At 40.3% G+C, this 12444-nt stretch carries 14 protein-coding genes; 6 read left to right on the forward strand and 8 right to left on the reverse strand.

Going from position 1 to position 12444, the window contains the following annotated elements; genetic code table 11:
- A complete protein-coding gene (locus tag H5120_RS05245) occupies positions 1-1188 on the forward strand; it encodes a VWA domain-containing protein (RefSeq protein WP_182673807.1) in 1188 nt (395 codons plus the stop codon).
- A 78-nt stretch (positions 1189-1266) separates the two neighbouring features.
- On the opposite strand, the gene H5120_RS05250 is transcribed toward H5120_RS05245, so the two are convergent.
- The 8 genes from H5120_RS05250 to tkt form a co-directional block, all read right to left on the reverse strand.
- On the reverse strand, positions 1267-2004 hold the full coding sequence (locus H5120_RS05250; protein ID WP_182673808.1) for an HNH endonuclease signature motif containing protein: 738 nt from the start codon (positions 2002-2004) through the stop codon (positions 1267-1269).
- A gap of 62 nt (positions 2005-2066) precedes the next feature.
- The gene (locus tag H5120_RS05255; protein ID WP_182673809.1) at positions 2067-2480 is read right to left on the reverse strand and encodes a GNAT family N-acetyltransferase; all 414 of its coding nucleotides are present in this window, start codon (positions 2478-2480) and stop codon (positions 2067-2069) included.
- Between the two features lie 19 nt (positions 2481-2499).
- Entirely contained in the window at positions 2500-2955 is a 456-nt protein-coding gene (locus H5120_RS05260) for a GNAT family N-acetyltransferase (protein WP_182673810.1), read from the reverse strand.
- On the reverse strand, positions 2956-3189 hold the full coding sequence (locus tag H5120_RS05265) for a hypothetical protein (protein WP_182673811.1): 234 nt from the start codon (positions 3187-3189) through the stop codon (positions 2956-2958). It abuts the gene before it with no gap.
- A 104-nt stretch (positions 3190-3293) separates the two neighbouring features.
- Positions 3294-4469, reverse strand: a complete 1176-nt coding sequence (locus tag H5120_RS05270; protein ID WP_182673832.1) for an NRAMP family divalent metal transporter — start codon at positions 4467-4469, stop codon at positions 3294-3296.
- A 202-nt stretch (positions 4470-4671) separates the two neighbouring features.
- Positions 4672-5028: a ribosome hibernation-promoting factor, HPF/YfiA family gene (gene hpf / locus H5120_RS05275; RefSeq protein WP_007376058.1), complete on the reverse strand. Its 357-nt coding sequence runs from the start codon at positions 5026-5028 to the stop codon at positions 4672-4674.
- A gap of 177 nt (positions 5029-5205) precedes the next feature.
- Positions 5206-5520: a pyrimidine/purine nucleoside phosphorylase gene (locus H5120_RS05280; protein WP_002958974.1), complete on the reverse strand. Its 315-nt coding sequence runs from the start codon at positions 5518-5520 to the stop codon at positions 5206-5208.
- A gap of 184 nt (positions 5521-5704) precedes the next feature.
- Positions 5705-7696, reverse strand: a complete 1992-nt coding sequence (gene tkt, locus H5120_RS05285; protein ID WP_182673812.1) for a transketolase — start codon at positions 7694-7696, stop codon at positions 5705-5707.
- A 304-nt stretch (positions 7697-8000) separates the two neighbouring features.
- On the opposite strand from tkt, the gene metK reads away from it, so the two are divergent.
- The 5 genes from metK (at position 8001) to serA (ending at position 12437) form a co-directional block, all read left to right on the forward strand.
- A complete protein-coding gene (gene metK, locus H5120_RS05290) occupies positions 8001-9152 on the forward strand; it encodes a methionine adenosyltransferase (protein WP_002958976.1) in 1152 nt (383 codons plus the stop codon).
- 175 nt (positions 9153-9327) lie between these two features.
- The gene (locus H5120_RS05295) at positions 9328-9876 is read left to right on the forward strand and encodes a hypothetical protein (RefSeq protein ID WP_182673813.1); all 549 of its coding nucleotides are present in this window, start codon (positions 9328-9330) and stop codon (positions 9874-9876) included.
- Positions 9877-9894: 18 nt separating this feature from the next.
- Positions 9895-10491, forward strand: a complete 597-nt coding sequence (locus H5120_RS05300; RefSeq protein WP_182673814.1) for a 5-formyltetrahydrofolate cyclo-ligase — start codon at positions 9895-9897, stop codon at positions 10489-10491.
- A gap of 53 nt (positions 10492-10544) precedes the next feature.
- Positions 10545-11198, forward strand: coding sequence for a ribose-5-phosphate isomerase RpiA (gene rpiA / locus H5120_RS05305; protein ID WP_002958979.1), 654 nt, complete (start codon positions 10545-10547; stop codon positions 11196-11198).
- Between the two features lie 9 nt (positions 11199-11207).
- On the forward strand, positions 11208-12437 hold the full coding sequence (serA, locus tag H5120_RS05310) for a phosphoglycerate dehydrogenase (protein WP_024595232.1): 1230 nt from the start codon (positions 11208-11210) through the stop codon (positions 12435-12437).
- Positions 12438-12444: the final 7 nt, after the last annotated feature.

Raw genomic sequence — 12444 nt, forward strand, 5'->3', positions numbered from 1 at the left:
ATGTTGATTGCGTTTTTCTTCAAACTGCGTGAATACCGTTTACCGGTGAGCCTTCGAGAACTACTCGATTTAATAAACGCCTTAAAAAAAGGCGTTATATTTGCCGACGTAGACGCTTTTTACCATTTAGCACGCACCATAATGGTAAAAGACGAAACGCACTTTGACCGATTTGATAAAGCCTTTAGCGACTACTTTAGCGGTATTGCCGATCTTGATTTGCTCGAGAGTTTAAAGCAACAGCACAACTTACCTGAAGACTGGCTACGTAAAGAGTTTGAAAAAAACCTAAGCGATGAAGAAAAAGCCCAACTTAAAGCTATGGGCGGGCTCGATGAGCTTATGAAAACCCTAAAAGAGCGTTTAGAAGAGCAACAAAAACGCCACGCTGGCGGTAATAAATGGGTAGGTACTGGCGGCACATCACCTTTTGGGGCATACGGCTATAACCCAGAAGGCGTGCGTATTGGGCAAGACGGCAACCGTAACCGCCAAGCAGTAAAAGTGTGGGACAAACGAGAATACAAAAACCTCGACACCGACAGAGAAATTAGTTCGCGCACAGTTAAACTCGCCCTTAAAAAGTTACGTAAGTTTGCCCGCACAGGCGCAAGCGACACGCTTGATTTAAACGAGACTATTCGCGCTACTGCAAAACAAGGCGGCATGCTTGATGTAAAAATGGCACCCGAACGCCACAATGCAGTAAAAGTATTAATGCTGTTTGATATTGGCGGCTCAATGGATGACTACATCCACACCTGCGAAGAATTATTTAGCGCAGCCCACAGCGAGTTTAAACACTTAGAGTTTTACTACTTTCATAACTGTTTATACGAGCACGTCTGGCAAGACAACGCGCGCCGACATTCAAACGTAATAGACACCATGACGCTCATAAACAAGTTCACTAGCGACTACAAAGTAATATTTGTAGGCGATGCCACTATGGGCCCATATGAAATAGCCTACCCTGGCGGCTCCGTAGAACACTACAACGAAGAGCCCGGCAGTGCATGGTTGCAACGTGTAACAAACCACTTTGATAAAGTCGCTTGGCTCAACCCACAACCCGTTGAACACTGGCCGTACTATCAATCGATTGGCTTTATAAAAGAGCTAATGAACAATCGCATGTATGCGCTGAGCTTAGATGGGATAAGTAGAGCGATAAAAGAGCTGAGTTAAAGTTTGACTCAGCTCTTTTTGTATTAAAGTAGTTTGAATCATCAATTTAAAAAGTAATAGTAGCTTTAGTTATTTACATCAAAAAGAAATACCAACATTACAATTATCTGCAACACATCCAGATAACTCTGAAGAACCTCCATCAGGAAAGGTTACTTTTAGATAATCACCATTAGCTTCAAAATAGAAGCCTGCAAAAACCATATCCAGACGCGAAACCAAAATATCACACTGCTCAGTGATAGTTAGTACAAGATGTATTTTTCGATGCCTTTCTCTAATAGTTATACAAGGGCCTTTAACTTCTACATCCCAGAGAGAAGAATTAGCTTTCCACTCATTATCTTTAATTTCTAGTGAGACTTCTCCATTAGAGTCTGTAAATAAACCAGATAGCAAAAATGGTTGACCTAAGTACTCAGGTTTTTTTAATTGAAATAATGGGTAATTTGCAACTTGAATAGGGATTTTACAGTTGCTTAACTTTACACCACCAAAAATTAAAGAAGGATTACGCTCTGGGAAATCAAAAAACTCATTAGAGTAACCTTGTTGTAAACACTTTGGCATCCGCATTGCTAATTTTACACGTGACTTTGACCACATTTTTGTAGTTACCTTTGAATGGCATTGTGGACATAGGAGGGTCATATTAGCCGGGTCATGTTTTTTTGCATCTTTAAACTCAGGATCTACATGTTCATATTGAATTATTCCTAATCCACAAATAACACAACCGAATCCACATTGCTGACGAATCTCTCGCTTTATTTCTGCTGGAATTACTCTACTCAAATCAAATTTATTAACTTCCATATTCTTCTTATCCAGTTAAGTTATTATATTAAAATCATTTAATTTATTCTGTAGACGCTTATTTACTCAATAAACTTACACATTCCGAGCCCTAAACCATCGCCATCGCGTTTTACATAACCATATTGAGTATAAAAGCTTTCTTTACCGTGAGCACTTAATAAACCTATAGTAGCGCCATTAGAGCAGGTGTTGTTTAGGTAGTTTTCAATGTGGGTCATAACTAAATGACCTATGCCTTGTTTTTGATAACTTGGCGCAACAATTACATCTTGAATATAAAAATACATTGCGCCATCACCGATTATTCTACCAGTGCCTATCAACTTATCAGTATCATATACGGCAACCCAAAAAAGTGAGTTTTCGATGCTTGCTTTTAATGCTTTATCGTCAGGGTTTTGCCACTTTACTTGTGTGCGTAAATTTGCAAATGCGTCTAATACTGGAGCGGTATGTTCAATTTTGTATTTCATAATCTCCCCACTCTCACTTTTAAAGCGCTTTACTCATAAACAAGCTGTACGGATCTAGCTCATAATCACCAAAGGGTTCGCATTCTTTAAAACCAAATTGAGTGTAAAGCTTTTGTGCGGGCAAAAATGCCTCTGCTGTTCCGGTTTCTAGGCTTAGCTTTTTATAACCTCGCAGTGTTGCTTGCTCAATAATATGCGAGAGTAACTTAGCGGCTATACCTTGACGTAAATAGCTGCTTGATGTGCGCATTGATTTAATTTCGCCTTCGGTCGCATTTAGTGCTTTTAAAGCGCCAACACCCGCTAAATTATTATCAATCCATAAGCTATAAAAAGTTATATCGGGCTGAGTGAGTTTACTCACATAAAGTGCATGCACACTCTCAACAGGCGAATGTTTTAGCATATCGTTATGATGCGCTTGTAGTAGCTTTATAACGTGTGGGTTTGAAAGCTCGCCTACTCGAATATCCATTTATACCTCGTTTAATTTTAGAGTATTAATATACTTAATATAAAGTCCCAATAACCTTATATTTAATTCACCATCATTAGAAGCTATAACGCTACCGACTGATTTCGAATTATCTAAGCTCCCGATTCGCATTTCAAATTTTGTATTATCAAAACTATCTATAAAGATATGGCTTCCATTTTGATCATCAAAATATGATGCATAATTGTCTGAAACAGACATATCAAATTTCATAGCTTCCTCCTTGTAAACTAAAACTTACCAATAAAAATTAGCAAAGCTTAATAAAGACGTTGCCAAAGCATTAGTTTAAAGTGCTTATGTTTACGCAGCTTAATTTAGGCTGCTAGTTTCCACACTACAAATGCGACTGCAAAACCAACTAAATACACCAAACCTAACCAACTTAAACAGCTCAGTAACACGCTGTGTGTAATATCAGGCTCTGAGCGCACTAAGCTAAAGTTAAGCCATGCAAAAACAGGTGTTGTAACAAATGAAAGTGTCATCGCAAACGTAAGCATGGGACCAAGGGCTGATTTAAAAAATAAAATAACCGCCATACCGGCAAGTGCTTGTAGTATTAACCAAATATTTAGGCTGTGTTTTGATTGCTTAAAGCCAAGTAGTTTATTAGATTCGTTAAGCGTGCGGGCGTAGCCATCAAGCACGGTGAGTGTGGTGCCAAACATACATAAAACAGCGATTGCTGATACCAGCGGTCTTGCCCACTCGCCTATTGTTAATGCGTACATATCAATAAGCTGCTTGGCAAACGCGACACCGCCGAGTTCTATACTGCTAGTTTGCCCATACTGTACCAATACACCTAAGCTAAAAAATACTAAGGCTAAGCCAGCTGTAAGCCAGTAACCTACGTTAAAATCGAACAGGCCTTGGCTTTTAGAAACTGTTTGCTGCGCTTGTTTTTCTTTTAGCCATAAAGAACTTAATGCAGATATTTCGATAGGGGCTGGCATCCAGCCCATTAAAGCCACCATAAAGCTAAGCATGGCAACTTCATACGGTGAAGGCCCTATATAATCAGCAGGTGCCATTGGGCCGTTACTAAATGCAATGGCAAGGGCAATCAAAGTAGCGAGCGTAAGCAGCCCCATAATGTCTTTGGCAACGTTATCTAGCGCTTTAAAGTGCCCAAGTAGCAATATAACTAAACATACCCCGAGCAGCATCCAACAAAGCAAGGTTACTTCAATAACAATAGGCAGGGCGTAATGCAGTAAGCTTGCGGTAAGCAGTAATACACCGGCGGTATTAACTACAGCAGCTACAATGTTTAAACCGATAAAGCTATAAAAGTAAAACGGACCTTTGCTTTTATAACCCTCCACTAGGCTATTTTTAGTAGCGAGTGTGTATTCCATACCAAAACGAAAAAACGGGTACTTTAAAACATTAACAACGAGGATAAGCCAAAATAATTGCCAGCCAAATATTGCCCCAGCTTGCGTAGAGGCAACTAAGTGAGAACCGCCAATAGCGGCTGTTGCCATGAGTATTCCGGGTCCAAGCGCACCTAGTCGAGACTTCCATACTGCTTTTGTTGTGTGCATTAATTTCTCAAAATATGTGTGTTGTGTGTTCTTTTTATTAATTTTTATAATTAATAAACTGCAAGAACGCATAACTTACCTAAATTACAGGCAATAAAAAAGAGCCATACGGCTCTTTTTTACAATACTTTGTGACTAAATTTTATTTAAGATCCATCTCTTGGATGATCTCGTGTGCGATTTCAGGTGTAGTGCTAACAGGCTTTTCGTGTAAGTTTGCTTTTATCTGCCCTTTTCGATGTTTTAGTGCCGCATCGAGTTTTTTAGCTGCGCTTGCAATGGCAGGGTACATAACTTCGTTTTCCCCTTTTACCGATATGCGCGTGCCTTCGTAATTAGTGCTAATTTCAGCTTGGATTTTATGATGCTCTTTAGACAAAATAATATCGAGTGCAATAAGCGATGGAAAATGGCTCTCGATTTTTGAAAATTTTTCGTTGATGTGCTCTCTAATAGAGTCAGTAACTTCAACATGGTGACCAGAAAGATTAATTTTCATAGGGTATCCTTTTATTTGTTACCTCATAAATAGTATTGGGGGCTATTTAGATTAACACAAGGAAAAAAGAGAGATATTTGAGGTTTATTTGCGGTTTTTGGTGATTTAAATCATGCGTTGCGCAAAGTTTATGCAAAGCCCATAGTGCATGGGCTTTCAGACGTCTAGCTGTACTGATTAATCTGTGTACGAACAACAGTAGTCAGCAAAATCAGATACTTTTACTTTAAAGCTTACATTTGCATCAACATTAAACGATTCACCTGCGTTAAATGTTTTCCATTCGCTTGCCCCTGGTAATAAAATATCCCATTGGCCAGCTAAAAGCTCCATGCACTCTTTTTGGTTTGTATCAAAAACAAACTCACCTGGTTGCATAAAACCTAACGTTTTCGCTTCGCCATCACCTAAAATAACGGTACGGCTCGACACTTTTCCGTCAAAATATACATTGGCTTTTTTTACTACACTTACGTTATCAAACTTTGGCATTTTTAGCTCCTGCTATTAATTTAAGATTTTTGTTTATAAATTTTATCGCACTACCTTGCCTGATAGCTTACTTTCTTGCAAGAAAAGCAGCATTGTTCAAGGTGAAGTTGCTTCATGTAAAGGCATAAAAAAACCCGCAACATGTGCGGGTTTTTCAATTACTTACTTTATTTGATCAAAGCGATTAAAAAAGCTCGTTTGCTTTGCTTACAATGTTTTCCACTGTAAAACCAAAGTGCTCAAACAGCTCGCCAGCAGGTGCTGACTCACCAAAGGTAGTCATACCTACTACTGCGCCATTTAGACCTACGTACTTGTACCAGTAGTCAGCAATACCTGCTTCTACTGCTACGCGGCGTGTAACAGATGCCGGTAATACGCTTTCTTTGTACTCTGCGCTTTGATCTTCAAAGGCATCAGTACATGGCATAGATACAACACGTACCTTTTTACCTTGGCTGCGTAGCTCAGTTGCTGAATCTTGTGCTAGTTGCACTTCAGAGCCCGTCGCAATGAAAATAATTTCAGGATTGCCGTCACAGCTAAGGATGTAACCACCCTTTTTAACATCGCTTAATTGCTGTGCGTCACGCGCTTGTTGCTCAAGACCTTGGCGAGTAAAGATTAACGATGTTGGACCGTCTTTACGCTCAATAGCTTGTTGCCATGCAATTGCCGACTCAACTTGGTCACATGGGCGCCAGTTGTATAAGTTAGGCGTTAAACGCATGCTTGCAATTTGCTCTACTGGTTGGTGAGTTGGACCATCTTCACCTAAACCGATTGAATCGTGCGTGTATACAAAAATGCTTGGTTGCTTCATTAATGCAGCCATACGTACGGCATTTTTTGCATATTCAACAAACATTAAGAACGTAGCACCGTAAGGAATAAAGCCTTTATGAAGGGCAATACCATTCATAATTGCCGACATACCAAACTCACGTACACCGTAGTAAATGTAGTTACCGCTTGCATCGTCGTGTGTTAAACCTTTAGAGCCATCCCAAATTGTTAAGTTTGAGCCTGCTAAATCGGCTGAGCCACCCATAAATTCTGGTAATAACGGACCAAATGCGTTTAATGCATTTTGTGATGCTTTACGAGACGCTGGGTTTGCTGGGTTTGCTTGTAATTGCTCAATGTACGCTTGAGATTTTTCAGCCCAATCGCCAGGCAGTTCGTTATTAATACGACGCTTGTATTCAGCTGCAAGCTCTGGGTATGCTTTTGCGTATGCTGCAAACTTTTCGTCCCAGCTTGATTCAAGCTGCTGACCTTTTTCTTTGCTATCCCATTGTGCGTAAATATCATCAGGAATTTCGAACGCATCGCCAGTCCAACCTAAGAATTCGCGAGACGCTTTAATTTCGTCATCACCTAGTGGTGCACCGTGACAATCGTGGCTACCAGATTTATTAGGTGAGCCGTAACCAATAATTGTTTTACAACAAATTAGTGATGGTTTATCTGTAACGCTTTTAGCTTCTGCAATTGCAGCACTTATAGCATCGCTGTCGTGGCCATCAACACCACTAATTACATGCCAACCGTATGCTTTAAAGCGAGCTGGCGTGTCATCTGTAAACCAACCTTCTACTTCACCATCGATTGAAATGCCGTTGTCATCCCAAAATGCAACAAGTTTACCCAGACCTAATGTGCCTGCAAGTGAACCAGCTTCATGAGAAATACCTTCCATAAGGCAGCCATCGCCCATAAATGCATAGGTAAAGTGATCAACAATATCGTGACCTTCACGGTTAAACTGTGCAGCTAGCGCTTTTTCAGCAATTGCCATACCTACGGCATTTGTGATCCCTTGACCTAATGGACCCGTAGTAGTTTCGATTCCTGGTGCATAGCCATATTCAGGGTGACCTGGTGTTTTAGAATGCATTTGACGGAAGTTTTTAATTTCGTCCAGTGGTAAGTCGTAACCACTTAGATGCAATAGAGAATAGATAAGCATTGAACCGTGGCCGTTTGAAAGAATAAATCTGTCACGGTCAGCCCACTCTGGATTTGTTGGGTTGTGTTTTAGATAATCGCGCCATAATACTTCTGCGATATCAGCCATGCCCATAGGGGCTCCAGGGTGACCAGATTTGGCCTTTTGTACTGCGTCCATTGACAAGACGCGAATAGCATTTGCAAGTTCTTTGCGAGATGGCATGAATTCTCCTACCTTTATGTGTATTTGCGCGGGTATTTATGTGTTTGTTTATGCACCCAAGTAACTTGGGTTTGTTTATATCGACCATTCTTACTTATTGTGGGGGCTGTGTGCAATTAAAAACCCTATAAAAGTGAGGCATTATGAATATTTTTTAAGACCAAAAAGTTATTAGTAATTTTATTTAGACGTCTAGGCGTAAAAACACTATGCAAGGTGTTTTGTTTTCGATAAAATACGCCCCTTAATTTTTTAGCGCTAATACCGACGTTTGTGAAGCGCAATATTTGTGAGCAGAAATACAATGGCAAAACATTTATTTACTTCTGAATCAGTTTCTGAAGGTCATCCGGATAAAATCGCCGATCAAATCTCTGATGCGGTACTTGATGCTATCCTAGAGCAAGACTCTCATGCCCGTGTTGCGTGCGAAACTTACGTAAAAACAGGTATGGTTATGGTTGGTGGTGAAATCACTACTAGCGCATGGGTTGATATTGAAGAAATTACACGTAAAACAGTACGTGAAATTGGCTACACACATTCAGACATGGGCTTTGATGCCGATTCATGTGCAATTTTAAACACTATTGGTAAACAGTCTCCTGACATTAACCAAGGTGTTGACCGTACTAGCCCAGAAGAACAAGGTGCTGGCGACCAAGGTCTTATGTTTGGTTACGCATGTAACGAAACAGAAGTGCTAATGCCTGCGCCAATTACTTACTCACACCGTTTAGTACAGCGCCAAGCGCAAGTACGTAAAAGCGGCGAGCTTAACTGGTTACGTCCAGATGCAAAATCTCAAGTTACTTTTGCATACGAAAATGGTAAGCCAGTAGGTATTGATGCAGTAGTACTATCTACTCAGCACAGCGAAGACATTTCGCAAAAAGATTTAGTAGAAGCGGTGATGGAAACTATCATCAAGCCGGTACTTCCTGCAGAGCTTATTACAAGCGCGACTAAATTTTTCATTAACCCAACGGGTCGCTTTGTAATTGGCGGACCAATGGGCGATTGTGGTTTAACAGGTCGTAAAATCATCGTTGATACATACGGTGGTATGGCTCGTCACGGTGGTGGTGCTTTCTCTGGTAAAGATCCATCAAAAGTTGACCGCTCAGCTGCATACGCTGCACGTTACGTTGCTAAAAACGTAGTTGCGGCTGGCCTTGCTGATAAATGTGAATTACAAGTTTCCTACGCAATCGGTGTTGCAGAGCCTACATCTATCAGCGTTGAAACGTTTGGTACAAGCAAGTTAGAAGAAAGCCGTTTAATCGAGCTTATTCGTGAACACTTTGACCTGCGCCCTTACGGCTTAATTCAAATGCTTGATTTAGAGCGCCCTATCTACCTTCCTACAGCGGCTTACGGCCACTTTGGTCGTGACGAATTCCCTTGGGAACGTACAGATAAAGCTGATGCACTTCGTGCAGCCGCTGGCCTTTAAGCAAAAAGTGTTGAAGAAAATTAAAAACGGCCCTTAATAGGGCCGTTTTTGTATCTAAAACTTATCAGTTACATTGTTTGTAGTGCGTCTACAAAATAACTATAAAATCGACCTCGAATTCTTTTGTACTTTAGGTATATACTCATTTCATTATAAAAGCTTTAGGGATAGTTAAATGGCCGATAACTTTCGCGTTATATTTGCAGGACTTGCCGATAACGTTGACATAAAAACAGCGTGCGCAAACTTAGCTGCAAAATTAAAAACGTCAGATGAAAAAGTAGCTCTTTTTTTTAAAGGTAAGCCGCTGTTTGCGCCAAGCGATAAAGACAAAGCGTTAAAACAGACTAAGTTATTAGCAAGCCTAGGTATTAAAAGTAAGCTGCAAGCTGTTTCAAATGAGATTCAAAATAGCTCCCCCGCAGCTGCAAATAACAACCAACGTGATGAACGTATTTTTGATGCACTTGATTACATCACTAGCAGCTTAATACGCCTTGAAGAAAAGCTAGATGAGCTAGAGCAACGCCTTCCTGAAGCTCAATTAAATACACCAGACGAAAGTGTAGACGAATGGCAAAATGACGACCTAATGCTAGATGAGGATTTAGCACCTTCTAAAAAACGCAGTAACTTACTTTTATATTCATTGATTGCAACTGCCACCATTTTGCTAGTCGTACTGGCTGTTTTTTTAATTTTTCCCGATTTATTCTCTTTTTAAAAATGGCTAATTAGTTTAATGAGCAATAAACGCGCACAAATAAGAGCTGAAATTCGTAACACCCGTAAAAACTTGTCAAATAATCAGCAAATAATTGCTGCGCAATCGCTAAAAATGAATTTTATTCAACACTTAAAAAGCGAAAATACAACGAATTCAAAGCATATTGCCATTTATTTAAGTAACGACGGAGAACTAGACACTTCATTGTTAATTAAAGAATTATGGAACTTAAACCACGTTGTTTATCTACCTATAATACACCCATTCAATGGCGCTAATTTACTATTTCAGCGCTATGAGAAAAACTCACCCATGAGGGCAAATCGCTATGGTATCTTGGAGCCTAAGCTGAACTGCTCTCAAATATGCCCATTACCAGTGCTTGATTACCTCCTTATGCCATTAGTTGCATTTGATAAACAAGGTAATCGCCTAGGAATGGGAGGTGGGTTTTACGACCGGACATTGGCGCGTTTACATGAACAAAATTGGCAAAAACCGCAACTAATTGGCCTTGCACATGAATGTCAAAAAGTTGATGCTCTACCAATCGAGTCATGGGACGTACCACTTAAAACCATTATCACCCCAGATAAAACATACTGTTGGTAACATTTAATTTTGGTTACTAACCGCATATTTCTGACATACATGAGCACAAAGCAATGACACAAGACGAATTAAAAAAAGCAGCTGCCTGGGCAGCACTCGAGTTTGTAAAAGAAAACACCATTGTAGGTGTCGGCACAGGCTCTACTGTTAATCACTTTATTGATGCCCTTGGCTCAGTAAAGGACACTATTGTAGGCGCTGTATCAAGCTCAGAAGCGTCAACTGCACGTTTGGAAGCGTTAGGTATTGAAGTGTTTGAACTTAATAACGTTGATGCTTTAGATGTATACGTTGACGGCGCTGACGAAATAAACGCTCAAAACGAAATGATTAAAGGCGGCGGCGCAGCGCTAACACGTGAAAAAATAGTAGCAGCAGTTGCAAAACAGTTTGTGTGTATTGTTGATGACACAAAGCTGGTAGATACATTGGGCGACTTCCCGCTTCCGGTAGAAGTTATTCCAATGGCGCGCAGCTACGTTGCACGAGAATTATTAAAACTTGGTGGTGACCCTGTTTATCGCCAAGGCGTAGTTACCGATAATGGTAACGTTATATTAGATGTATTTAACTTAAAAATTACCAATGCCAAACAACTTGAAACACAAATAAATTCAATTGTTGGCGTAGTTACCAACGGCCTATTTGCGATGCGAGGTGCTGATAAAGTGATTATCGGTACCAAAAATGGGCCACAAATTAAATAGGATGAGGTTATGAGTAAGGTATCGTTAGCAAAAGACAAAATTAAAATTCTCTTGCTTGAAGGTGTTCACCAAAGCGCTGTTGAAACGCTAAAACGTAACGGTTACAGCAATATCGACTACGTTAAAACATCCTTACCTGAGGACGAGCTTAAAGAGCGCATTAAAGATGTTCACTTTGTAGGACTTCGTTCTCGTACTCATATTAACCAAGCCGTATTAGACTCAGCTGAAAAGCTAGTTGCTATTGGTTGTTTTTGTATTGGTACAAACCAAGTTGACTTAGATGCAGCACGCGAACGTGGTATTGCTGTATTTAACGCTCCATTTTCTAATACTCGTTCGGTTGCTGAACTTGTACTTGGCGAAATACTACTTTTATTACGTGGTATTCCAGAGCGTAATGCAGCGGCTCATCGTGGTGGCTGGTTAAAAACTGCAAATGGTTCGTTTGAAGCACGTGGTAAAACATTAGGTATTATTGGCTACGGTCACATTGGTACTCAGCTAGGTATTATGGCTGAAAATATCGGTATGAACGTGGAGTTTTACGATATCGAAGATAAGTTATCACTGGGTAATGCAACACAAGTTCATAACCTTACTCAGCTGTTACAACGCTCTGATATTATTAGCTTACATGTACCAGAAACACCGCAAACTAAAAACCTTATTGGTACAGCAGAACTTGCAGTTATGAAGCAGGGGTCTATTTTGATCAATGCATCACGCGGAACTGTTGTTGATATTGATGCCCTTGCAGAAGCGCTTACAGAGAAAAAACTAAGTGGTGCAGCAATTGATGTGTTCCCTACTGAGCCAAAATCTAACGATGAAGAATTTGTATCGCCACTGCGCCAATTCGACAATGTTATTTTAACGCCGCACATTGGTGGTTCTACACAAGAAGCGCAAGAAAACATTGGTATTGAAGTAGCGGGTAAATTGGCTAAATATTCAGATAATGGCTCAACTATTACTGCGGTTAACTTCCCTGAAGTATCGCTACCTGAGCTTGCTAATCGTAGCCGTTTATTACACGTACACCACAACCGCCCGGGTGTACTAACGCAAATTAACCAAGCGTTTGCACAGCACGGTATTAATATTGCTGCGCAATACCTACAAACAGACGCATCTATTGGTTATGTAGTTATTGATGTTGATACAGATCAATCTGAAGTAGCACTTAAAGAACTGAGCGCTGTTGAGGGTACAATTAGAGCACGTATTTTACATTAACCATTCT

The sequence above is a fragment of the Pseudoalteromonas sp. SR43-2 genome, assembly GCF_014163885.1.
Lineage (GTDB): Bacteria > Pseudomonadota > Gammaproteobacteria > Enterobacterales > Alteromonadaceae > Pseudoalteromonas > Pseudoalteromonas distincta.